Source organism: Devosia lacusdianchii (assembly GCF_022429625.1).
Lineage (GTDB): Bacteria > Pseudomonadota > Alphaproteobacteria > Rhizobiales > Devosiaceae > Devosia > Devosia lacusdianchii.
Genome location: NZ_CP092483.1, coordinates 507,763 through 527,004, shown reverse-complemented (window position 1 = coordinate 527,004; position 19,242 = coordinate 507,763). Strand labels below are relative to the sequence as shown.

At 63.4% G+C, this 19,242-nt stretch carries 20 protein-coding genes; 9 read left to right on the top strand and 11 right to left on the bottom strand.

Translation table 11 applies throughout. The annotated features are described in order from the left end of the window. The first annotated feature begins 26 nt into the window (after nucleotides 1-26). Complete coding sequence (locus MF606_RS02605; RefSeq protein ID WP_240232093.1) at nucleotides 27-671, top strand: DUF805 domain-containing protein; 645 nt, start codon at nucleotides 27-29, stop codon at nucleotides 669-671. A 62-nt stretch (nucleotides 672-733) separates the two neighbouring features. Here the strand turns inward: MF606_RS02605 and MF606_RS02600 are convergent, their stop codons facing one another. Together MF606_RS02600 and dapD are read right to left on the bottom strand one after the other, a co-directional pair. Next, nucleotides 734-1,102, bottom strand: coding sequence for a DUF805 domain-containing protein (locus tag MF606_RS02600; protein WP_240232092.1), 369 nt, complete (start codon nucleotides 1,100-1,102; stop codon nucleotides 734-736). A 107-nt stretch (nucleotides 1,103-1,209) separates the two neighbouring features. After that, complete coding sequence (gene dapD, locus MF606_RS02595) at nucleotides 1,210-2,052, bottom strand: 2,3,4,5-tetrahydropyridine-2,6-dicarboxylate N-succinyltransferase (RefSeq protein WP_240232091.1); 843 nt, start codon at nucleotides 2,050-2,052, stop codon at nucleotides 1,210-1,212. A gap of 163 nt (nucleotides 2,053-2,215) precedes the next feature. On the opposite strand from dapD, the gene MF606_RS02590 reads away from it, so the two are divergent. Further along, nucleotides 2,216-2,773, top strand: coding sequence for a hypothetical protein (locus MF606_RS02590; RefSeq protein WP_240232090.1), 558 nt, complete (start codon nucleotides 2,216-2,218; stop codon nucleotides 2,771-2,773). A 40-nt stretch (nucleotides 2,774-2,813) separates the two neighbouring features. Here MF606_RS02590 and MF606_RS02585 read toward each other — a convergent pair whose 3' ends face one another. Beyond that, complete coding sequence (locus tag MF606_RS02585) at nucleotides 2,814-3,641, bottom strand: prephenate dehydratase (protein WP_240232089.1); 828 nt, start codon at nucleotides 3,639-3,641, stop codon at nucleotides 2,814-2,816. A 543-nt stretch (nucleotides 3,642-4,184) separates the two neighbouring features. Between MF606_RS02585 and MF606_RS02580 the strand changes: the two genes are divergently transcribed. Beyond that, nucleotides 4,185-4,985: a c-type cytochrome gene (locus MF606_RS02580; protein WP_240232088.1), complete on the top strand. Its 801-nt coding sequence runs from the start codon at nucleotides 4,185-4,187 to the stop codon at nucleotides 4,983-4,985. A 75-nt stretch (nucleotides 4,986-5,060) separates the two neighbouring features. Then, nucleotides 5,061-5,999 carry a 2-hydroxyacid dehydrogenase gene (locus MF606_RS02575; protein WP_240232087.1) on the top strand — a complete coding sequence of 313 codons (939 nt, stop codon included), beginning with the start codon at nucleotides 5,061-5,063 and terminating at the stop codon, nucleotides 5,997-5,999. A gap of 29 nt (nucleotides 6,000-6,028) precedes the next feature. On the opposite strand, the gene MF606_RS02570 is transcribed toward MF606_RS02575, so the two are convergent. Together MF606_RS02570 and MF606_RS02565 are read right to left on the bottom strand one after the other, a co-directional pair. Continuing rightward, nucleotides 6,029-6,988 carry a bifunctional helix-turn-helix transcriptional regulator/GNAT family N-acetyltransferase gene (locus tag MF606_RS02570; protein ID WP_240232086.1) on the bottom strand — a complete coding sequence of 320 codons (960 nt, stop codon included), beginning with the start codon at nucleotides 6,986-6,988 and terminating at the stop codon, nucleotides 6,029-6,031. Between the two features lie 27 nt (nucleotides 6,989-7,015). Further along, nucleotides 7,016-8,365: a leucyl aminopeptidase family protein gene (locus MF606_RS02565; RefSeq protein ID WP_240232085.1), complete on the bottom strand. Its 1,350-nt coding sequence runs from the start codon at nucleotides 8,363-8,365 to the stop codon at nucleotides 7,016-7,018. A gap of 144 nt (nucleotides 8,366-8,509) precedes the next feature. Between MF606_RS02565 and MF606_RS02560 the strand changes: the two genes are divergently transcribed. Next, complete coding sequence (locus tag MF606_RS02560; RefSeq protein ID WP_240232084.1) at nucleotides 8,510-9,280, top strand: tetratricopeptide repeat protein; 771 nt, start codon at nucleotides 8,510-8,512, stop codon at nucleotides 9,278-9,280. 4 nt (nucleotides 9,281-9,284) lie between these two features. On the opposite strand, the gene MF606_RS02555 is transcribed toward MF606_RS02560, so the two are convergent. Further along, nucleotides 9,285-9,593, bottom strand: a complete 309-nt coding sequence (locus MF606_RS02555) for a hypothetical protein (RefSeq protein WP_240232083.1) — start codon at nucleotides 9,591-9,593, stop codon at nucleotides 9,285-9,287. A gap of 210 nt (nucleotides 9,594-9,803) precedes the next feature. Here MF606_RS02555 and MF606_RS02550 point away from each other — a divergent pair, with 210 nt between their 5' ends. The 4 genes from MF606_RS02550 (at nucleotide 9,804) to MF606_RS02535 (ending at nucleotide 12,908) form a co-directional block, all read left to right on the top strand. Beyond that, nucleotides 9,804-10,628: a zinc metalloprotease gene (locus MF606_RS02550; RefSeq protein ID WP_240232082.1), complete on the top strand. Its 825-nt coding sequence runs from the start codon at nucleotides 9,804-9,806 to the stop codon at nucleotides 10,626-10,628. Between the two features lie 215 nt (nucleotides 10,629-10,843). After that, entirely contained in the window at nucleotides 10,844-11,089 is a 246-nt protein-coding gene (locus MF606_RS02545; protein ID WP_240232081.1) for a hypothetical protein, read from the top strand. 50 nt (nucleotides 11,090-11,139) lie between these two features. Next, complete coding sequence (locus MF606_RS02540) at nucleotides 11,140-11,604, top strand: hypothetical protein (RefSeq protein ID WP_240232080.1); 465 nt, start codon at nucleotides 11,140-11,142, stop codon at nucleotides 11,602-11,604. Then, nucleotides 11,601-12,908 (top strand): trypsin-like serine peptidase, encoded by a 1,308-nt coding sequence (locus MF606_RS02535; protein ID WP_240232079.1) that lies wholly within the window; start codon nucleotides 11,601-11,603, stop codon nucleotides 12,906-12,908. Before MF606_RS02540 ends, MF606_RS02535 begins: the two co-directional genes overlap by 4 nt. A 13-nt stretch (nucleotides 12,909-12,921) precedes the next feature. Here the strand turns inward: MF606_RS02535 and MF606_RS02530 are convergent, their stop codons facing one another. The 5 genes from MF606_RS02530 to MF606_RS02510 all read right to left on the bottom strand — a co-directional run bounded on the left by MF606_RS02530 (nucleotide 12,922) and on the right by MF606_RS02510 (nucleotide 19,234). Beyond that, nucleotides 12,922-13,920, bottom strand: coding sequence for a type II secretion system F family protein (locus tag MF606_RS02530; protein WP_240232078.1), 999 nt, complete (start codon nucleotides 13,918-13,920; stop codon nucleotides 12,922-12,924). 10 nt (nucleotides 13,921-13,930) lie between these two features. Next, nucleotides 13,931-14,908: a type II secretion system F family protein gene (locus tag MF606_RS02525; RefSeq protein ID WP_240232077.1), complete on the bottom strand. Its 978-nt coding sequence runs from the start codon at nucleotides 14,906-14,908 to the stop codon at nucleotides 13,931-13,933. Beyond that, a complete protein-coding gene (locus tag MF606_RS02520) occupies nucleotides 14,909-16,405 on the bottom strand; it encodes a TadA family conjugal transfer-associated ATPase (protein ID WP_240232076.1) in 1,497 nt (498 codons plus the stop codon). It abuts the gene before it with no gap. A gap of 96 nt (nucleotides 16,406-16,501) precedes the next feature. Beyond that, entirely contained in the window at nucleotides 16,502-17,770 is a 1,269-nt protein-coding gene (locus MF606_RS02515) for a CpaE/TadZ family protein (RefSeq protein WP_240232075.1), read from the bottom strand. A 39-nt stretch (nucleotides 17,771-17,809) separates the two neighbouring features. Next, complete coding sequence (locus MF606_RS02510) at nucleotides 17,810-19,234, bottom strand: type II and III secretion system protein family protein (RefSeq protein ID WP_240232074.1); 1,425 nt, start codon at nucleotides 19,232-19,234, stop codon at nucleotides 17,810-17,812. Nucleotides 19,235-19,242 lie beyond the last annotated feature (8 nt).

Below are 19,242 nucleotides of genomic sequence, written 5' to 3'. Positions count from 1 at the left end.
TGGCAATATCAGGTGCTGGGGGACGAATGAAGGGGCGTGTCTTAGGTTACGACGCGGCAAGCGGTACGGGCCAGATTTCCGGCGATGACGGGCAGCGTTACAATTTCACCCGAGCGGACCTCAAGCCGGGCGGCGGGGTAATGGCGGGAACCGAGGTGGACTTCGACACTGTCGGCCGCCATGCCAAGGATATCTATGTGTTGTCGGTTGCGCCCTGGCAGGCCGCCTATGCTGGGCCAGTCGGTCCAGAGCTGAGCTTCTTTGGCTATTTCAAGCGGGCCATGACCACCGACTACTTCAATTTCTCGGGCCGTGCGCGGCGCAAGGAATATTGGGGCTTCTGGGTGTTCCCGCTGGTGTTCTACGCCATTATCGGCGCGGTGGCGCTGTTGAGCTTTGCGGGCCGCGATGTTGCCAACGAGGGGCCCAGCGCCCTGTTCATCGTGGCGCTGATCGCACTTGGTGTCTTTGCGCTGGGGATGATCATTCCCGGCCTCGCCGTGCAAGTCCGCCGATTGCATGACATCGGCCAGTCCGGCTGGGTGCTGTTGCTGATGATCGTGCTGTCGCTCGTACCGGGGATCAATGTCCTCGTGACCATTGGCTATGTTGTGCTCGGCTGTCTTGACCCGCAGCCGGGCGCCAACAAATACGGCCCGCCGGCGAAATAAGGACAGAATAAACCCGCCCTCCGGTTTGCCGGAGGGCGGGTTTGATCGTGCGGCCGATGCGATCAGGCGCGGGCGGTGCCCAGCGGGTTCGGACCGTATTGATTGGTTTCCGGAACGCCTTCCTGCACGCCGATTTCATAGATCATATAGATGGCGCCGAGCAGCGGGATGAGCGCAACCAGCGACCACCAGCCGGACTTGGACCGATCGTGCCAGCGCTTGGCGTAGAGCGCCAGAGCCGGGTAGATCAGGACCAGCGAGGCGATCGTCGCCAGGTAAGACAGCGGCCCCCAGATGGCGCCGAGAATGCCGCCAACGATCGCGATAGCGATATTGACGACGATCAGAACAATAACGCCAGCCCAGAACGGCTGGCGATTAATGCGCCCCTCGAAGCTCGTGAACAAATACTGCCAATCTTGATTGAACATGTGCTGACCCTCTCATCGTTGCACAAGCGCGCACGGCACGCCAAATCACCGGGACCCATCCGGTGCGGATAGTCTAGGTGACTCGCAAGTTTAACGCCAGCGGCGGCTCAGTCGCGCAGCAGTTCGTTGATGCCGGTCTTGCTGCGGGTCTGGGCGTCGACGGTCTTGACGATGACGGCGCAGTAAAGTGAAGGGCCCCAATTCTGGCCGGGCAACGCCTTGCCAGGGATGGAGCCGGAGACGACCACCGAATAGGGCGGCACCTTGCCGACATGGATTTCGCCGGTCTGGCGATCGATGACCTTGGTGGAGGCGCCAATAAAGACGCCCATAGAAATGACCGAACCTTCCCCGACCACGACGCCTTCGACCACCTCGGAGCGCGCGCCGATGAAGCAATTGTCCTCGATGATGACGGGGCCGGCCTGCAACGGCTCGAGCACGCCGCCAATGCCGACGCCGCCCGAAATATGGACGTTCTTGCCGATCTGGGCGCAGGAGCCGACGGTCACCCAGGTGTCGACCATGGTGCCTTCATCGACATAGGCGCCCAGATTGACGAAGCTGGGCATGAGGATGACGCCCTTGCCGATATGGGCCGAGCGGCGGACGATGGCGCCGGGGACCGAACGGAACCCGGCATCGCGATAATTCTTCTCGCCCCAGCCCTCGAACTTGGAGGGCACCTTGTCCCACCAGGACGAGCCCTGCGGGCCGCCTTCCATCATCTCGTTGTCGTTGAGGCGGAACGAGAGCAGCACGGCCTTCTTGAGCCACTGGTTGACCTGCCAGGCGCCATCGCGCTTTTCGGCGACGCGGGCGGTACCGCTATCGAGCAGCCAGAGCGCGGTCTCGACCGCGTCGCGGACTTCGCCCCTGGTCGACGAATTGATCTCGGCGCGGGCCTCGAAGGCGGCATCGATGGTCTGGGCGAGATCGGCGTGCGACATGGACGAGGTTCCTAAGCTAGTGCGGGCGGGACCATAGCGGGGCGGGCGGGGCTGTCAACGGGCCCGGTCAAGCGCCGGCAGTGTACCGGGTCTCGATCAGGCTTTGACTCTGGCGACAGGACGGCTAAACCGGCGCTGGATGAGATCATACGAGGAGTGGGCCGTGACGAGACGAGCAGTGAGCATTGGCGTGGCCGTGGTGCTGGCCGTATCGGCGAGCGGCATGCAAACGGTTGCCGCCAAGACCAAGGCAGCCCTCAGCGAAACCGATACCTACGCCCTCGAAATGGCCGAGAGCGCCTGCCAGAACCAGGAATTCACCTCGCTGATGCAGGCGATGGCGATTTCGGATGTGGTGCGTGCCAAATACAGCGCGCCGACCGTCGATATCGTGGAGAACGGCACTACCACCACTGTGGTGAGCGACGCTTATACCGATTTCCCGATCGGAATGCTCGATTACTACTGGATATCGGGCGCCTCAATGAAAGCCTGGGAGGCTGATCCTGCCGCCGAGATCGAGTATCTCGACATAGAGTTCAACCAGAGCCAGGCCAACCAGTGGGCGGTGGACTGGCAGGTTGTCCGCTATGATGGCAATTCGGAGGGCGGCGACGACCTCGGCGAGATCGTCGAGCGCATCGGGGAACCGGGTGTGCTGAGCTTTGAGCCCTATGACGGCTGCTGGCGGCTGATCGAGGACAGCCGCGGCCAGTATTGATTGGCCTTACCTCTCCCCCGGGGGAGAGGTGAAGATCCAGCTACTTGCTTTCGTTAGCGGGGTAGACGCCAAGCACGCGGAAATAGTCGGTGAAGAAGCCGAGTTCCTCGAAGGCATGCTGCACGCCGATATCGGAGGGGTGACCCTCGATGTCGGCGTAGAACTGGGTCGCCGTGAAGGCTCCGCCCACCATGTAGCTTTCCAGCTTGGTCATGTTGACGCCATTGGTGGCAAAGCCGCCCATGGCCTTGTAGAGCGCCGCCGGTACGTTGCGGACGCGGAAGACGAAGGTGGTCTTGACCTTGCCCCCCTGGGGCGCCTGAAGCTCGTCGCGCGAGAGCACGAGGAAGCGCGTGGTATTATGCTCGGCATCCTCGATATTGGAGGCGAGCACGCTGAGGCCGTAGATCTCGGCGGCAAAGCGCGAGGCAATGGCGGCGACGGATTTGTCGGCCTTCTGCGCGACTTCGCGGGCCGACCCAGCCGTATCGACGGCGTTGATGGTGCGGAATCCGTGGTCGGCGATGAACTTGCGGCACTGGCCGAGCGCCACCGACAGCGACTGCACAGCCTTGACGTCTTCAATGCGCGCGCCGGGCACGCCGAGCAGGTTCATCTCGACGCGCAGATAGGTTTCGCCGATGATGAACAGGCCGCTTTCCGGCAGCAGGTGATGAATATCGGTGATGCGGCCATAGAGCGAATTTTCGACCGGCACCACGGCGAAATCGGCGCGGCCGGACTGCACCGCATTGATGGTTTCCTCGAAGGTGACGCAGCCGATCGCTTCTTCGCCGGGGAACACATTGGTGGCGGCGGCGTGGCTGAAAGCGCCCGGCTCGCCCTGGAAGGCAATCTTCTTGGTCATGGTGGAGGTCCAATTCTGTCGGCGCATGGCTTTTGGCGCGCAGGCGTGTCCAAGTCAATCTGAGCGTGAAGCGGCGGGAGGCCATTCGAGCGTAGCTCTCGACCGTAGGTATCGTGGCATTCTGCCTATTTTCTCCAAGGGACGGCCGTGCCATTCGAGCGTGGCTCTCATGGCCTTCTCGCCTAAAATCGCTCCACTGGAGCGATTTGCCCTGCGGGACGGCTCGTGCCATTCGGGCATAGCCCTCATGGCCTTCTCGCCTCAAATCGCTCCACTGGAGCGATTTGCCCTGCGGGACGGCTTCGTGCCATTCGGGCATAGCCCTCATGGCCTTCTCGCCTCAAATCGCTCCACTGGAGCGATTTGCCCTGCGGGACGGCTCGAAGTGTCGCACCACGGTTTTGGACGGTTGCGCCATCCAAGCCTTGCGACTATCTTCCGCGCGCGTCGGACCGCTCCGTTGAGGCGATTTCCCTTTGGGCTATCGAAAGTTGAGCCGGGTTCGACTATCGTCCACAGGGGATGGACTGGCAGAGAGACCAAATGGATTCGTTCGAGCTTAACAAGATCATGGGCGCCGTGCTTGGCACGCTGTTGTTCGTCATGGGCGCCGGCTTTGTGGCAGAGGCCATCTACCATCCCATCGAAAATCGCGGGCCGGGCTATGACCTGCCCGAGCCGGAAGTCGCCGAAGCCGCTGGCGCCGAGGAAGCCGCACCGGCTGTGCCCCTGGGCGTGCTGCTGGCCAGCGCCAGCGCCGAGCGTGGCGCTACCGCGGTCAAGAAGTGCGCGTCCTGCCACAACTTCAACGAAGGCGGCGCCAACAAGCAGGGTCCGGGCCTTTATGGCGTTGTCGGCCGGCTCGAGGGCAGCCACGAGGGCTTTGCCTATTCCGATGGCATGCTGGCGCACAACGCCGCCGGCGACACCTGGACCTACGAGAATCTCGACCACTTCCTGACCAAGCCCAGCGACTATGTGCCGGGCACCAAGATGAACTTCGCCGGCGTGCGCACGCCGGAAGAGCGCGCCGACATCCTGGCTTACCTGCAGACGCTGTCGGCGACCCCGGTGCCGTTCCCTGCGGCCGAAGAGGCTGCCCCGGCTGACGCTGCCGCACCTGCCGAAGGCGAAGCTGCCCCGGCCGAGACCGCACCTGCGGCTGAACCGGCTGCCGCTCCCGCGGCTGAGCCTGCTGCTGCCCCTGCAGCAGAGCCTGCCGCCGCCCCCGCGGCTGAAACCGCGCCGGCTGCAACTGAGACCCCGACAACCACTCCGACCGAAACGCCGGTCGAGGGTACGCCGGCCCCCGGCGCAACCACGCCGGCACCGGCCACGAACTAGAGTCCCGCTGGATCGAGAAGAAATTGGAGCCGCGCCCGGCAATGGCGCGGCTCTTTTGTTAAGGAAGAGCCGTCGATGCTGTTGCTGCACCTGTCCGATGTCGATGAAGCGAGCTGGGCCGAAAAGCTTGGCGCGGCGCTCGCCCCCTACCCCGTGGTACGGCGCGGCGACACGTTCGATCCGGCCAATATCCGCTACATCTTCGTGTGGAAGCCAAAGCCCGAGGCCTTCGATGGGTTGAGCGGGCTCAAGGCGATCCTGTCGCTGGGGGCCGGTGTTGATGCCCTGCTCAAACATCCACGGCTACCGGATGCGCCGATCGTGCGGTTCGTCGATGAAGACCTCAGCCAGCGCATGAGCGACTATGTCGTCGCGCATGTGACCATGCATCACCGGCTCTACACGCGGTTCCGCGCCGACCAGAAGGCCAGGCGCTGGAGCCAGCTCTATCCGCCAGCCGCCTCGGAAACCACTGTCGGCATCATGGGCATGGGCGTATTGGGGCAGGACGCGGTCAGCCGGCTCAAGCCTCTGGGCTTTGACCTGCGGAGCTGGAGCCGCACGCCAAAGACCATCGAGGGCGTGGAGGGGTTTGCCGGTGCCGCGGCGTTCGATGCGTTCCTCGGCGGCACCGATATCCTGGTCAACCTGCTGCCGCTGACCCCGGACACCACGGGCATCCTCAACTACGAGACATTCGGCAAGCTGCGTCGTGACCGGCTGGATGGAGGACCGGTCATCATCAACGCGGCGCGGGGCGGGCATCAGCGCGAAGCCGACATCGTCAAGGCGCTCGGTGATGGGACGCTCGGGGCGGCGAGCCTCGACGTGTTCGAGGTGGAGCCCCTGCCCCCAAGCAGCCCGCTCTGGGATATCGAGAACTGCTATATCACCCCGCACATTGCGGCGATCAGCAACGAAAAGAGCGGCGTGGCCTATTTCACCCGCATCATCCGCGAGCATGAAGCGGGCAAGCCGCTGATCAATGTGGTGGATCGATCGAGGGGCTATTGAGGGTCAGGGCCAGGGGCTCCACTCGCTCGCTACAGCTTCAGCTCCCAGATTTCGCCCATGAGCTCCTTGCCGAAATTGTGCTCCGGCATGGTTTCGACGATCTGGAAGCCGGCGGCGGCGTAGAGCTTGCGAGCCGATTCCTGGTTGGTATGGGTCCAGAGTCGCATGCGTTCATAGCCATGCTGGCGCGCAAAGCCGACCGCTTGGGCGACCAGGGTAGTCCCGACACCCTGCCCGCGCGCCGAGGGTTCGACATAGAGCATGCGCAACTGGGCCGAGCCCGGCAGGCCATCTGATGGCATGACGAAGATCGAGCCGACGATGCGACCATCCTGCTCGGCCACCCACAGGTCCTTGGCCGGCGCTGCCGGGGCGAACTGAAACTGCGAATAGATGCCCGCGATCAGCGCCTCGAACTCGATGTTCCAGCCGAACTGCTCGTTGTAGATGAGACCCTGGCGATGGGTCAGCAGACCCAGTTCGCCCAGCCGATGGCCACGAACCACGACCGGCCCGCGTTGCAGCGCGTCGTCGCCCAGCAGCCGCCGGATCGTCCGCATGGCGTCAGCCAGTTCGCTCTTCTGACTATCGCTCAGCCGGTGGACGAGATCCGCAACCGCGTCGTCGGAACGTTGGTTGAGCCGTTCGACGATGATATCGCCATCGCTGGTCAGCGCCACGGTGTTGCTGCGGCGGTCGCCGGGCGTCGGCGACACCGAGGTCAGTCCGGCATCGACGAACTTGGCCAGCATGCGGCTGAGATAACCGCGATCCATGCGCAATTGCTTGAGCAGGTCGCGGGCCGTGGTGTGGCCGCGGGCGTCGATCTCGTAGAGCACTCGCGCCTCGGGCAGCGTCAGCGGCCCGTCGGCGAACTGCTCCTCGAGCAGACCGATCTGGCCGGTATAGAAGCGGTTGAACGCACGAATTTCAGCAATGTGTCCAGTCGCATCGGCGGCCATGATCATACCCACGTCAATTGTTGACATGGTCAACCACTTAGTTGTCAAAGTCAACTATACCGGATAGCGCTGCTTGAGCACACCGTAGACCGCGCGGATGCCCTGGTCAGTGCCACCCTGCGGCCGCGCTGGTCGCGCCTCGGGGGCCCAGCCATAGATGTCGAGATGCACCCAGGCACCAGCGTTGCTCACGAAGCGGCGCAGGAATAGCGCTGCCGTCACGGAGCCGGCAAAGCCGCCGCTGCCGGCATTGTTCACGTCGGCAATTTTGGAACTCATCATCGCGTCGTAGGGCGACCACAGCGGCATCTGCCACAAGGGATCATCGCTCGCAGCGCCGGCTGCCATCAGCGCGCGCGCGAAGTCGTCGTCGGTGGAATAGAGCGGCGGCAGGTCGGGGCCCAGAGCGACGCGAGCGGCACCAGTCAGCGTCGCCATGTCGAGCAGCAGAGCCGGGCTTTCTTCGTCGGCCAGTGCCAGCGCGTCGGCGAGGATCAGCCGGCCTTCGGCGTCAGTATTGCCGATCTCGACCGTGATGCCCTTGCGCGAGCGCAGGATGTCCCCCGGGCGGAAGGCGGCGGCGGAGATGGCGTTTTCGACGACCGGGATCAGCACCCGCAACCGCACCTTGAGCTTGGCCGAGACGATGGCGTGGGCGAGACCCAGGATGTTGGCGGCGCCACCCATATCCTTCTTCATCAGCAGCATGCCGGCGGCGGCCTTGATGTCGAGGCCGCCGGTATCGAAGGTGACGCCCTTGCCGACGAGGGTGACCTTGGGATCCCCGGCATTACCCCAGGTCAACTCGACCAGGCGCGGCGCTTCGGCACTGGCGCGGCCCACGGCATGGATCATCGGGAAATTGGCCTTGAGCAGATCGTCGCCTGCCGTGACCTTGATCTTCATCTTGCGGGCTGTGGCAAAGGCGCGGATTTCGCGCTCCAGTGCATCGGGGCCGAGATCGTTGGCGGGGGTATTGATCAGGTCGCGGGCCAGAGTGGCGGCCTCGACCAACCGATCGACCTCCCCGCCATCGGCATCCGCGGGATTGGTCAGCACCGGCGCTGGCTTGCCCTGCCGGTAGCGGTCGTAGCGATAGGCGCCAAGGCGGAAGCCGACCGCCGCCAGCGTGGGATCGCCATAGGCGCCTTCGAGCCGGTAGATGCCTTCGGCGAGCGCGGCGCCGGCCAAGCCCGCGACAAGGGCCGGACGGCCGGCATCGGCACCGGTGCCGAAGAGATAACCGGAGAGAGCGCCGCCCGCGTCAGGCAGCGCCAGGAGCCGTCCGCGCTGGCCGGAAAAGCCGTTGGCCTCGGCCCAGGCGCGCTGGGGCGTGGGGAGATTGGCCGCTGCGAGATCACCCTCGCCCACGAAGATGACGGGAAGGGTTTTGGCCTTGGACATGGCGGACTCGCACGGTTGAAAACACGAGAACTTGTAGCGGCCGACCGGCCTTGCGGCAACGGCTGCGAACCCGTCTTTAACCGGCTGTTAGGGTTAATGATTTATTGCTCGGTTGGACTGGGCCCATCGCCCGAGGAGCTGCCCGTGACGTCCGCCAACCGCCTCTACCGACCCATGCGCACCCTGCTGCTCGCCGGTGTCGCGGTTCTGGCCATCAGCGCCTGCGCCTCCAATCGCGGCAGCATGCCCTCGCCCGACTATTCCGGCATGCCGGCTGGCCAGACCCAGCAAAGCCTGGCCGAGCTCACCGCGCGCTATAAGTCCAACCCCAAGGACAAGGGCACCATCATCTATTACGCGGCAGCGCTACGCGCGGTGGGCCAGAACCAGCAGGCGGTCGCGGCGCTCGAAATGGGCATGACCTACCATCCCCGGGATGTCGATATCTCGGTGGCCTATGCCAAGGCGCTGACAGCCGATGGCCGGTTCGATCAGTCCCTGACCGTGCTCGACAATGTCATCCGGCCCGATGCGCCGGACTGGAACGCGCTGCTGGTCAAGGGCGCCACGCTCGACCAGCTGGGACGCAATGGCGAGGCGCGCCAGCTCTATGCGCAGGCGCTCACCATCGCGCCCGGCGAGGCTTCGATCGAGGCCAATCTGGGCCTCAGCTACGCCATGACCAATGAATTGCCGGCCGCCGAGCAGCACCTGCGCAGGGCCGTGCAAATGCGCGGCGCCTCCAGCCGGATCCGGCAGAACCTGGCGCTCATTGTCGGCCTGCAGGGCCGGTTCGACGAATGCCGCGCCATGTATGCCGCCGAGCTGCCACCCGATCAGGTGGAAAGCAACATGGCCTATGTCCGGGCCCTGCTGACCCAGCAGAACCGTTGGGACATGATCGAACAGGGCTAAGCCCTTAGCGCTGGTACGATCCCTCGATCACCACACCTTTGATATTGGCCTGCCCGCCCGGCGATGCGGGCGCGTTGGGATCGAACTTGATCGCGCTACAGATGGCGCTCGCGACCTCGGTCGCGGTCGACAACGCCGGATCGTTCAGGCCGAGCAGTTTGCGGATCGTGTCAGCCGTGGGCAGAAACTGGCACAGGCTCGCCGTTGCCTGCTGAAACGGGTGCTCCTGACCGGGTGAAGTTGTGCCCTGCTGTGTGGTTGTACACCCAGCCAGTAAAACTACGCATGCAACTGCCATTGCCGTTGACTTCATTTGCATCCCCTAATTGTAGTCTCCACAATCCCGTGCAATATATTTGCTCGGTGGTTTTTCGCCAACGTTTATTTGGCGGATGCATGAATTCACAATTCTGACCAAGCAACGGCGGTCAAGATGTTGAAATCGATAGCAATCCTATTCTTCCTGGCCTTATGTTTACCGACCCATGGTCATGATTTTGCTGGGCAGATGCACCATGAGGAAATGACCGGCGGAGAAGGCCTAGAGGGCGGCGAGTTGATCAACCCGTTGCGGCTGCGCGCATTGCAGGCGGCCGGCGGGCTGGAACAGGGCGATCCTGGCTATTTTCTGAGTGTAATCCGGCAGTTCGACCCCGCCGGCATGGCCACCCCCGAGCAGAACTGGCTCAAGAGCAAGCTCTGGGCGCAAAATCACATCCTGCGCGTCTGCTTCTTCGATGGCTCCAAGCAGGCGCAGGACCACGTCATGGCGCTGTTCGAGGAGATTCTGCAGCATACCAATCTGGGCGCCGGGGTCACCCTCGCCCCCTGCCCCACGCGTCCGATCGATGTGCAGATCAAGTTCGAGACCTCGTTCTGCATGGGGTATTACGGCCGCCAGGGCCGAGATGTGATGGCCCGAAACCCGAACGAGCCGACTGTTTCGCTCTGCGGTGCGGATGGCCCATCCTGGTCAACCCGGCAGAACGGCATGATCCGGCACGAGCTAATGCACACACTGGGCGCCGTACACGAGCACCAGCATCCGGACTCCAAGTGTCGCGAAGAGCTCGACTGGGAGGGGCTGCTTGCATACGCCCCCGACATCGTGGCGGACGAAGACCTGGAGAAATGGCGGGAAGCGAATTACGGCCGCATCACCGCGACCTACAGTCCCGAGGACGTTGCGGTGCTGCCGCCCGACAAGACCTCCATCATGCACTATCGGCTGGCAGGCGACATGTTCCTCGACCCAAGGACGGCCACCTGCGTGCTCAACCGGCACAATAACGAGCTGTCGCCGGGCGACATCGCCATGCTCAACGCCATGTATCCCCCAAGGAGGTAGCTATGAAGACGCGCGCTTTTGTCGTGGCCTTGTGCCTGACCTTGTCTGCCGGCGGCGGGGTCTCGGGCCAGACGGCATTCCCCGACCTCGGCCTGGACCAAAAGCCCCGAGGGCCGCGGGGGCCGCTCGGTTGCGTCATTATTCGCGCTTGCAATGAAGGTGATCCCGCCCTGCAAAGGATCCTCGACAATCTCAACACTATGAGAAGTGACAATTTGTCGTCCGAGGCGGCCGGTACGCAATCATGCTGGGACGAATTCGACTGCGCGCAGTCGCTCTATGGGTGGCATGCTGGCGTAACGGGGCTGGTAGCCAATGGCTTTATCGACAGTTCCATCTGGTCGGACGGCTTCGACGAAGTGGAACTCGAAGCCCGGGCACCGGCTATTCTTGCTTGCCTCGATATGGAGGCCTGCGGCCAGGCCATCGACGCACTCGTGCAGGAAGCTCAGGCGAGATGATGCGGCGAGACATCGCCAAACTAGCGCGACATAGGCGTCGGGAGACGGCTATGAACATACGGACTTTCAGTGCGGCTCTGTGCCTGGCATTGCTGGCAGGCGGCACGGCGCAGGGTCAAACGTCACCGCCGGAGGGGTACACCCACTGGAAGCCGATTGGGCCGCGCGGGCCGCTGACTTGCGTGCTCACGCGCGCCTGCAGCGAGCGCGACCTGACGCTCGAGAAGGTCATCGAAAATCTTAATGCAACAGCCGCCGGCGATCTGCCGCCGACACTGCTTTCGGGGGCCGGCGTGCAATCATGCGTCAGTGATCCGACCTGCGCCGCGTTGTTCAGCGGGTGGCGTGCCGGGATCATCGAACTCACACAGGCCTCCGCGACGACACCGCCGCTCTGGCCAGCAGGCGTCAACGCCGTCGAACTCAAGGTGCTTCAGACCCCCGAGGTCCTTGGCTGCCTTGGCGACGGAGCATGCTCGCTTGCGATAGAGGGCCTGGTGGAGCGGGCCAAATGAGGTGGCGGGTTGCGTTGGTCCTTGCCTGCCTGGCTGCGGCGCCACCGGTGGCAATGGCGGAGGACGCCGAGGCCCAGACCTATCTGCTGCCGGCGGGCTGCATCCTCTCGGGCACCTGCTTTAGCCAGCCCTCGTCGTGGAGGGGCGCGAGCGCTTTTTCCGGCGCTGAACTGGAGGCGGACGCGCTGGACGAGGTCGTGCTGCAGCCGCAGAGCATCGTCCGCATGCCGGCCGTACCGCAGGCGCTGATGACCAGTGTTCTCGAGGAACTCAGCAGGCCGTATGTGCCAGCGGAGACCTCGCCCGAGGACGCCTTCTCGGAGCTTCAAAAGGCGGAACTGGCGGCATTTCCCGACTACGAGCCGCCCCCGCTCCCTGAGGCGCTATGGGCGGAAATCGAGGCATACATGGCCAGCGAGCGCTACACGCTTTGCGACGCCGCGGTGGCGCGACTGGGGGCGCTGGAGGGCTCTTCGGAGACAATATCGGAAGACGAGCTAGCCTATATGGGGGCGGTGTACACCGTCTATCTCGACAATTGCCTCGGAAAGGCCAGCATCGTCGATGCCGGCATAAGCGACCGGCTGGTGCTGCTGACCAGCAGCTTCCGTACCGGCATTCCGGCGGTCTACTGTGCCGGCTTCAATATTGCGGGGCCGTATGTCCTCACCGCCAAGCATTGCCTCGTCGAGCGTCAGACCCTTGAGGATTTTGCCCAGGACTACGGCGCGGGCAATACGACGGAGCGGATCACCAACGTCAATGTACTGCCGGAATCGGTGGCGTTGGTTGCCGGCATCGCGCCCCACCGCTTCGCATTCGACATCGCGCCGGCCGATGAGGTCGAGCAGGACCTGGCGTTCAATCCCAACCTGCCGCTGACCGACCTTGTCATTCTCAAGCTGCAGGACTTCCCGGCCGGCCCCGAACCCTTTGCCACTGCGCCAACATCCTATGGCGACCGGCTGGCCATCTATGGCGGTTTTTTCTCAGCCGCAGGGATAAAGGACATGCCGAACGACGCGCTTGCGCTTGACCTGCGGTCCAGCCTGCGCGTCGACACGGCGCCTACCTGCCGGGTCTATTTCGTTGGCAATGGCTGCATCCACCATGGGTGCCAGACCTTTGCCGGCTTTAGCGGCAGCCCGATCTTCGTCGAGAAAGGGGCCGGCTGGGCGCTGGCGGGCGTGCATGCCGGATCAGCGGCGCCGGAAGCGAACCTCTGCGCCTATCCCCGCACGACCTTCTTCCCGAACTATGGCGTCGACCTGTCGGCCGCCGGTGCGATGCCCGAAATCCGCTAGAACGCCGCGCGGCCTAGCCGCCGGCCACGCCGCCCGGGCCGAAGACCTTGATCACCGCCGGCGCGATGATGACGATGAATAGCACCGGCAGGAAGAACAGGATCAGCGGCACGGTCAGCTTGGGCGGCAGGGATGCGGCCTTCTTTTCGGCCTCCATCATGCGCGTCTCGCGGCCTTCCTCGGCCATGACGCGCAGGGCCTGACCCACGGACGTACCGTAGCGGTCGGCCTGGATCAGCGCGGTCATCACCGACTTGACGCCGTCGAGCCCGGTACGGCGACCGAGATTGTCATAGGCGCGGCCGCGATCCTCGAGGAAGGACAACTCGGCGGTGGTTAGGGTCAGCTCCTCGGCCAGCTCGGCGCTCTGCTGGCCGATTTCCTTGGCGACGCGCTTGAAGGCGTGTTCCATCGACATACCGGCTTCGACACAGAGCAGCATAAGATCGAGGCAGTCGGGCCAGGCGCGCTTGATCGACATCTGGCGCTTGGTGGTGGTGTTCTTGAGCAGGACATTGGGCAGGTAAGCGCCGATGATGCCGATGCCGATGGCAATGGCCAAGTTCATGTAGAGCGGCCGCCCACCGGGGGCCAGGAACAGCACATAGATGGCGCAGAGCACGAAAACCACGATCGGGGTTGCAAAGCGCATGAACAGAAACGTGGTCAGGTGCCCCTGCCCGCGATAGCCAGCCATGGCCAGCTTGTCGACGGTGGCATCGTCCTGGAACGCCTTCTTGAGATCGAAGCGATCCACCACATTCTTCATGTAGGTCTTGGTCTCGCCGGAGCGGCGAATGGAGCGGCTGTCGGCCACGCCGCTGCCACGCAGGCGCGCCATTTCCTCGGCGCGCATCTTGTCACGTTCGAGCGCAACGCGCTTGATGCGATCCTTCATCTCGGACTTGACGATGAAGCCCGAGCCGAAGGTGAAGACCACGGCGGCAGCCGAAACGGCGGCCAGGACGGCGATGAGGAATTCGCGTTGCGCCAGCATCTCCAAGAAGTTCATCGGGCGCTCCCTAGTAGTCGAACTTGACCATGCGATTCATGATGAACACGCCAGCGGCCAGCATGACCGTGCCAATGCCCAGCCAGATATGGCCCAACGTGGTGGTGAAGAGCGGCGCCAGATAGGTTGGCGAGGTGATGCTGACCAGAATGGCGACGACAAAAGGCAGCGAGCCGATAATGCCGGCCGAGGCCTTGGCCTCGGACGACATGGCCTTGATCTTCTGCTTCATCTTCTTGCGGTTGCGCAGCACCTTGGCCAGGTTCCCCAGCGCTTCGCTGAGGTTACCGCCGGCCTGTTGCTGCACGGTGATCACCACCACGAAGAAGTTCACTTCGGGCAGCGGCACGCGATCGAGCAGCACGTTCACGGCCTCGGTCATCGACATGCCGAAGGCCTGCTGGTCGAGCACGCGGCCGAATTCGGACTTGACCGGCTCCTTGGCATCCTTGGCGACCACGCGGATGGAGTCGTTAAGCGGCAGGCCGGTCTTGACGCCACGCACGATGGCTTCGACGGCGTTTGGCAGCTCGTCGAGAAACTTGTCCTGATACTTCTTGCGCTTGCGGCTGACCCACATGCGCGGCAGCAGGTAGCCGGCAGCGACGCCGAACACCGGCGCCAGGTAGATGGGGACCTGCACGACGACCAAGAGCAGGGTGACGGCACCGCCGAAAATGATGCTGTTGCGGATAAACGCACCCGGCTTGATGGTCATGCCGGCCTGGAACAGCATCTGTGGCAGGGTCACGCGCTTCTTGGAGTGGAGCGCGTCGGTCTGCTGCTTCAGTGTGCGCTGCAAATCCTTGCGGCGCTGATCACGGTTACGGTCGGCATCCAGCGCCATGCGATTGGCCCGCACATCGCCCTGGAAGGCCTTGCGGCGCTGCTCGGCTCGCCCGCCGCCCAGTGCCGACGGCACCAGGGCGAAACCGAGCGCACCGACGAACAGCATGGCGAGAATGGCGATGACGATCGGGCCCAGCATTTAGGAATCCAGAAGTTCGCGCTGTTCAGTATTGGACTTTTCGAGCGCTTCGACGAGGTTGGCCTCCTCGTTGAAGTAGCGCGCCCGCTCGGCAAATTGCGGCTTGGTGATACCGGTCGAGCGGTGGCGGCCGACCAGCATGCCGTTCCCGTCTTCGCCCATGATATCGTAGAGGAAGATATCCTGCGTCACGATCACATCGCCTTCCATGCCGAGGATCTCGGTAATGTGGGTGATGCGGCGCGAGCCGTCACGCAGACGGGCCGCCTGCACCACGACGTCGATGGACGAGGTGATCATCTCGCGAATGGTGCGGCTGGGCAGGCTGTAGCCGCCCATGGTGATCATCGATTCGAGACGGGAAAGGGCTTCGCGCGGGCTGTTGGCGTGCAACGTGCCCATGGAACCGTCGTGACCCGTATTCATGGCCTGGAGCAGGTCGAAGCTCTCCGGGCCGCGGACTTCGCCGACGATGATGCGTTCTGGACGCATACGCAGGCAGTTCTTGATGAGATCGCGCATAGTGATCTCGCCTTCGCCCTCGAGGTTGGGCGGACGGGTTTCGAGGCGCACAACGTGCGGCTGCTGCAGCTGCAATTCGGCCGAGTCTTCGCAGGTAATGACGCGCTCGTCCTTCTCGATGAAGGCGGTGAGGCAGTTGAGCAGAGTGGTCTTGCCCGAACCCGTACCGCCAGAGATCAGCACGTTGGCGCGGACACGGCCCAGGATGCGGAGCACTTCGGCGCCTTCGGGCGAGATGGAATTGTATTTGACCAGCTGCTGGAGGGTCAGCTTGTCCTTCTTGAACTTACGAATGGTGAGCGCGGCGCCATCGATGGCCAGCGGCGGAGCGATGACGTTGACGCGTGAGCCGTCGGGGAGACGGGCGTCGCAGATGGGGGAGCTCTCATCAACGCGACGGCCGACCTGGCTCACGATGCGCTGGCAGACGTTCATCAGATGCGCATCGTCGCGAAAGCGCACATTGGTGAGGCGCACCTTGCCAGCGACTTCGATGTAGCAGCGCTGGGAACCGTTGACCATGATGTCGGCGATGTCGTCGCGCGCCAGCAGCGGCTCAAGGGGGCCATAGCCGAGCACGTCGTTACAGATGTCTTCGAGCAGGTCTTCCTGCTCGGAAATGGACATGATGATGGATTTGAGCGCTATGATCTCAGCGACGATGTCGCGGATTTCCTCGCGCGCCGCGTCCTGATCCATGGTCGCGAGCTGGCTCAGATCGATAGAGTCGATCAGGGCACTGAAAATCGCCGACTTGGTGTGAAAATACTCCTTGTCGCGCTGCGCATCGACAGGCGCGCGGACGTCAACGACCTCTTCGCCACCGCGCATGCGGGCAGCCATGGCATCGCCATCGGCGGCGCGGCGCGCTGGCGCAGCCGGCTCGGGGCGGGCGGGGGCTGCGCTCGGAATGGGGCGCGCGACTTCGCCGACGCCCGGAGTGTTGCCGCCAAAGGTTGTGCGCTTGCCAAACATGGTCGTCCTACCTCTTGAAGGGAACGGCATTCCGACCAGGCCGGAATCCGCCCTCCGCTATCATCGTCTCCGCCGGGCGTACCCGGCGCGTCTATGTCAGGCCCGCTTCTTGAGGAACGAAGGCAGCTTGAGGCCGCTCGCCTTGCCACCGACATGGGTTATCTGCCGGCCCGTCACGTGCAGGCCGATGGCGCGGTAGACCTCGTTGATCTTGTTGTTGGCGGCCACCTCGGCGATCATCTGGCCGTTGTTGGCGGCCGTGCCGAACAAGGCAGCATCGAACTGGACCTGCCCGAGCAACTGGCACTCGACCGAGTCGGCGAATTCGCCAGCATTGATCTCGGGCCGACGTGGCATGCCGGTCTTGTTGAGCACCAGGCTCGGCGCATTCTCGGTGGGCCGCAGCGCCTTGATCGTATCGGCCAGGTTCTTGGCATTGCGCAGGTTGGCCAGGTCAGGCTCGGCCACGATCACCACTTCGTCGATGGTGGCGAGGGTCTGGCGGATCCAGGCGTTCCAGGCGTGGGGGATGTCCAGCACCACAACCGGCATGGTGTTCTGGCACAGCTCCAGGATCTGCTCGAACTCGCGTTCCTCGAAATCGAAGGTGCGATCCAACGCCACGGGGGCAGCCAGCAGATTGATGTGATTGGCCGCCTTGCTCATCAGCCGATCAAGCATCGTCTGATCGAGCTTCTGATTGCTGTTGAGCGCATCGGCCAAGCCGTGCGGCGGGTCCTGGTTGAAATTGAGCCCGGCGGTGCCAAAGGCCAGATCCATGTCGAGGATCAGGCTATCCTGGCGCAAAGCCGTAGCAATCGCCCAGGCCACGTTGTGGGCCAGGGTGGAGCTGCCAGCGCCGCCCTTGGCGGAGACAAAGCCCACCGTACGACCGATGGGCGCCGCATTCTCCGAAGCGAACAGCTCGGTAATGGCCGAAACGATCTGCGAAGCCGTGGCCGGTAGCACTATGTACTCGGAAATGCCGGAACGGATCAGTTCGCGATAAAGCAGCACGTCATTGACGTGACCGAGCACTACGACGCGGGTCGAGGCGTCGCAGACCTCGGCGAGACGTTCCAGCGCCACCGGAATCTGATCGGGCGCAAGAATGGTTTCGACGATAATCAAGTTGGGCGTCGGGTTGGACTTGTACGTCTCGACCGCGCCGTCAATGCCGCCATTGTGGGTGGTCAGCGCCACCTTGGACATGCGCCGATCGTGGATAGCGCTTTCGACCAGTTGCGCCGTCTGCGAGTGCTCGCAGAAGGCCTGGATGGTGATGCGTGGCAGCAACCGGGCGCCAGCAGCGATCTCGGCCGCAGGCTCATCCGTCCGCTTTGCGTCGGGGGTGAGGAAACTCATCTAACCAATTCTCCTTCGCCGGGATGCGGTCACCCGCTCCTAGTCGAGAACAAAACCCACTGAACCCGAGATACTGCCGCGGAACTCGCCACTGCCGGCAACCCCATACATATTCTCCAGCCGCCCCAGGAAAATTGCCTCGGCATCGCTGGCAATCGTCGCGGTGTCGGTAGGTACGGGGATGGAATTGGCCGGGCTTGGTGACACGAAATATGGCGTTACCAGGATGACCAACTCGGTTTGTTCGGTTTGGAAATCGCGTGAACGGAACAGTGCGCCCAAGATCGGGATATTGCCCAAGCCAGGAAGCTGGTCGATCTGCTGGCGAGAGGCCTCCTGCAGAAGGCCACCGATGGCGAGCGTGGTGCCGGCCTGCAGTTCCACCGAGGTATTGGCCTCGCGCTTGGTTAGCGCGCCGCTGGTCTGTGGTTCGGACACCGATGTATCGACTGTCAGCGCGATCAACCCATTGGCCTTGACCACTGGCGTGAACGAAAGTTCTACGCCGTAGGGCCGGAAAATGACGGTACGGTTGCCCAATGCGTCGGTCGTTCCATAGGGAATTTCACCGCCTGCCAGGAAGTTCGCTTCCTGTCCCGAAATCGCGGTGAGCGTGGGCTGAGCCAGGACGCGCAACCCGCCGCGCGTTTCGAGCGCTCGAATGGCAGCGGTGATGTTCAGGTCGCCCAGGCCGATGCCACTGGCATTGAGGCCGTTGGAGGTGGTCAAGCCACCCAGGCCAGTCACGCTGTTGTTGAAGCCAAGGTTTACGTTGCCGACGCTCAGCGACCCAGAGAGGTTGATGCCAAACTGCTTGGCAATGTCACGCTTCACCTCGGAAACGGTGACCTGCAACATAACCTGCTGTGGCCCAATGACCTGCAATAGGCCAGCGGGATTGCTTTCGGGCTCGTCAGAAATATCGGCAGCCAAGGCGCCGGCGGTGGCCTTATCCTCGGCCGTCAGAACGGTTCCGGTCAGCACGAAGTGCGTCTTGCCATCGATGGCGCCGTCGGAGACCGAATCCACCTTGATGTTTGATCCCGGGATGACCCGCGCCAAGGTCGCCTCAAGGGCGCGCCCTATTTCGGAGGGGGGCTGGATTATGCGCAGATCCAACACGGAAATCGTGCGCCCGGCATCGTCGAGAAAGAAGACGTTTGTAGAGCCGGCTTCCACGCCCTGCAGAATTGCGCGGGTGCGTGTGCGCATGATTGCCGCCGCGACGGTGGGCTGACTGATAATGACCTCCGCAACACCGGCCGGCAGATCAATCAGCATCGATTTGTTGACCTCCAGCACCACGGCGCGGGTTGCGCCATATGCAGCGCCAGAAACCACCAGATGGGTTTCCTGAGCGATGGCGGACAGCCCGGGCGCGATGAGCGCCATGAGTGCCGCGCATGCCGGCGCTACCAGGAAGCGAAGGCCCTTGCGGGGGAGGTTGATCAAGATCTTGCTCATGCTTGTCT

Bases quoted from the DNA above. Each gene is read 5' to 3' on its own strand.
- MF606_RS02605 (WP_240232093.1), top strand. From the start codon at position 27: ATGAAGGGGCGTGTCTTAGGTTACGACGCGGCAAGCGGTACGGGCCAG.
- MF606_RS02600 (WP_240232092.1), bottom strand. From the start codon at position 1,102: ATGTTCAATCAAGATTGGCAGTATTTGTTCACGAGCTTCGAGGGGCGC.
- dapD (WP_240232091.1), bottom strand. From the start codon at position 2,052: ATGTCGCACGCCGATCTCGCCCAGACCATCGATGCCGCCTTCGAGGCC.
- MF606_RS02585 (WP_240232089.1), bottom strand. From the start codon at position 3,641: ATGACCAAGAAGATTGCCTTCCAGGGCGAGCCGGGCGCTTTCAGCCAC.
- MF606_RS02580 (WP_240232088.1), top strand. From the start codon at position 4,185: ATGGATTCGTTCGAGCTTAACAAGATCATGGGCGCCGTGCTTGGCACG.
- MF606_RS02575 (WP_240232087.1), top strand. From the start codon at position 5,061: ATGCTGTTGCTGCACCTGTCCGATGTCGATGAAGCGAGCTGGGCCGAA.
- MF606_RS02570 (WP_240232086.1), bottom strand. From the start codon at position 6,988: ATGTCAACAATTGACGTGGGTATGATCATGGCCGCCGATGCGACTGGA.
- MF606_RS02565 (WP_240232085.1), bottom strand. From the start codon at position 8,365: ATGTCCAAGGCCAAAACCCTTCCCGTCATCTTCGTGGGCGAGGGTGAT.
- MF606_RS02555 (WP_240232083.1), bottom strand. From the start codon at position 9,593: ATGAAGTCAACGGCAATGGCAGTTGCATGCGTAGTTTTACTGGCTGGG.
- MF606_RS02550 (WP_240232082.1), top strand. From the start codon at position 9,804: ATGACCGGCGGAGAAGGCCTAGAGGGCGGCGAGTTGATCAACCCGTTG.
- MF606_RS02540 (WP_240232080.1), top strand. From the start codon at position 11,140: ATGAACATACGGACTTTCAGTGCGGCTCTGTGCCTGGCATTGCTGGCA.
- MF606_RS02535 (WP_240232079.1), top strand. From the start codon at position 11,601: ATGAGGTGGCGGGTTGCGTTGGTCCTTGCCTGCCTGGCTGCGGCGCCA.
- MF606_RS02530 (WP_240232078.1), bottom strand. From the start codon at position 13,920: ATGAACTTCTTGGAGATGCTGGCGCAACGCGAATTCCTCATCGCCGTC.
- MF606_RS02525 (WP_240232077.1), bottom strand. From the start codon at position 14,908: ATGCTGGGCCCGATCGTCATCGCCATTCTCGCCATGCTGTTCGTCGGT.
- MF606_RS02520 (WP_240232076.1), bottom strand. From the start codon at position 16,405: ATGTTTGGCAAGCGCACAACCTTTGGCGGCAACACTCCGGGCGTCGGC.
- MF606_RS02515 (WP_240232075.1), bottom strand. From the start codon at position 17,770: ATGAGTTTCCTCACCCCCGACGCAAAGCGGACGGATGAGCCTGCGGCC.
- MF606_RS02510 (WP_240232074.1), bottom strand. From the start codon at position 19,234: ATGAGCAAGATCTTGATCAACCTCCCCCGCAAGGGCCTTCGCTTCCTG.